The sequence below is a fragment of the Intrasporangium chromatireducens Q5-1 genome (genome assembly GCF_000576575.1).
Taxonomy (GTDB): domain Bacteria; phylum Actinomycetota; class Actinomycetes; order Actinomycetales; family Dermatophilaceae; genus Intrasporangium_A; species Intrasporangium_A chromatireducens.
On the sequence record NZ_AWQS01000448.1, the window covers coordinates 1 to 1,601 of the forward strand.

At 75.0% G+C, this 1,601-nt stretch carries 2 protein-coding genes; one reads left to right on the forward strand and one right to left on the reverse strand.

Annotated features, from left to right (window positions below; genetic code table 11):
• Window positions 1-56 precede the first annotated feature (56 nt).
• A complete protein-coding gene (locus N864_RS22105) occupies window positions 57-863 on the forward strand; it encodes a helix-turn-helix transcriptional regulator (protein WP_051518935.1) in 807 nt (268 codons plus the stop codon).
• On the opposite strand, the gene N864_RS22110 is transcribed toward N864_RS22105, so the two are convergent.
• On the reverse strand, window positions 860-1,601 hold a 742-nt coding region (locus N864_RS22110; RefSeq protein WP_034722618.1), incomplete at its 5' end, for a SelB domain-containing protein. The two genes, N864_RS22105 and N864_RS22110, sit on opposite strands and share 4 nt — an antisense overlap.

Sequence of the window (1,601 nt, forward strand, 5' to 3'; positions counted from 1 at the left end):
CGCTCCTTCTAACGGACGATATAGTCGAATTTAGAACCGGAAGTGGTGTAGCGTCAATGAAATCGTCCGATAGAAATGGGACCGGCCCCGAGACGTCCTTCGAGGCGGACCTCGCCGGCATCGGTGCCCTCGTCGACCCAGTGCGGCGCGACCTCTACCGGTTCGTCTGCGCTCAGCCCGAGCCGGTCGGCCGGGACGCGGCCGCCGAGGCGGTCGGCATCCCACGGCACCAGGCCAAGTTCCACCTCGACCGGCTGGAGTCCGACGGGTTGCTCGTCGCCGACTACGCACGCCTGACCGGCCGCTCCGGCCCCGGCGCCGGGCGGCCCGCCAAGGTCTACCGGCGGGCCGACCGCGACATTGCCGTGTCGCTGCCGCATCGCCAGTACGAGCTCGCCGGCCAGATCATGGCCGACGCGATCGACGCGTCGATGCGCTCGGACGTTCCCATCGCCGAGGCGCTGCGCTCGACGGCGGTGGCGCGTGGCCACGCCCTCGGCGAGGCGGCGCGGGCCCGGACGACGCCTGGCACCGGGGATGGGGGCGCCGGGGACGGGGGCGGCGGCTCGGAGGCCGGTCGGCACGGCGGCGAGGGCGACACCCCGGTGGACAGGGTCGTCGCGGTGCTCGCCGAGCACGGCTACGAGCCGCGGTGGGACGCGGACCGGGTCATCATGGCCAACTGCCCGTTCCACTCGCTCGTCGCCACCCACACCGAGCTGGTCTGCACCCTCAACCACGCCCTCATCGCCGGGCTCACGGACGCACTCGCCCCCGGCGGCGTCCGGGCGACGCTCGACCCGGGCGAGGGCCGGTGCTGCGTCACCCTCCGCCAGGCGCCCGAGGGTGAGGTGCGCCGCTAGCCCCGGCTCCTGACGACCTCGCGGTGCGCGCCGTCGAGCCGGCGGGTCCAGCCGCGGCGGTCGAGGTGCTCGAGTAGCGGGATCGCGACGCGGCGGGTCGTGCCGAGCGCCTGCCGGGCGTCGCTCGTCGTGAACGGCTGCGGCAGCCCGGCGAGGATCCGCATCGCCCGGGCCGGTGACGTGGGAAGCACGACGATGCCGTCGCCCAGCCGTAGGAGCAGCCCGAGCGTCTCGGCCGCCGCGAGCTCGCGCACGCCGAGCGCGTCGGCCTGCAGCTCGTGCTGCTCCGGGGCGTCGAACGGGTCCGCCGTCAGGCGGGCCACGACCCGGTCGACCGCCGCCCGGGCACGGCCGAGGTCGGGCGCGACGTCCGCCCGGAGCACGCGCCCGTCGCGCACGTCGTAGCCGAGGGCCCCTGCCACTGCTGCCAACACCGCCCGGTCGGGTATGCCTGCCGACTCGAGCGCGTGCGCCTCGCTCGGCCAGGGGTCGAGCGGGTGGCTCGTGGCGTATGCCGCTGTCCCGGCCTCGAGCGCATCCGTCCAGGCCTGCCACACCTCGCGAGCGACGAACCAGTCCGCGATGCGTCTGACGTTGCGCTCCGGCACCGGTGGAGGCGGGGGGTCGTCGCCGTCGGGGCCGTCCGTCTGCAGCTCGTCGGGGTCGAGGCCGAGCAGCCGCAGATCGTCGGCGTGGACGTGTCCGCGGCGGCGCACCTCGTCCGCGAGCCGGTCGGGC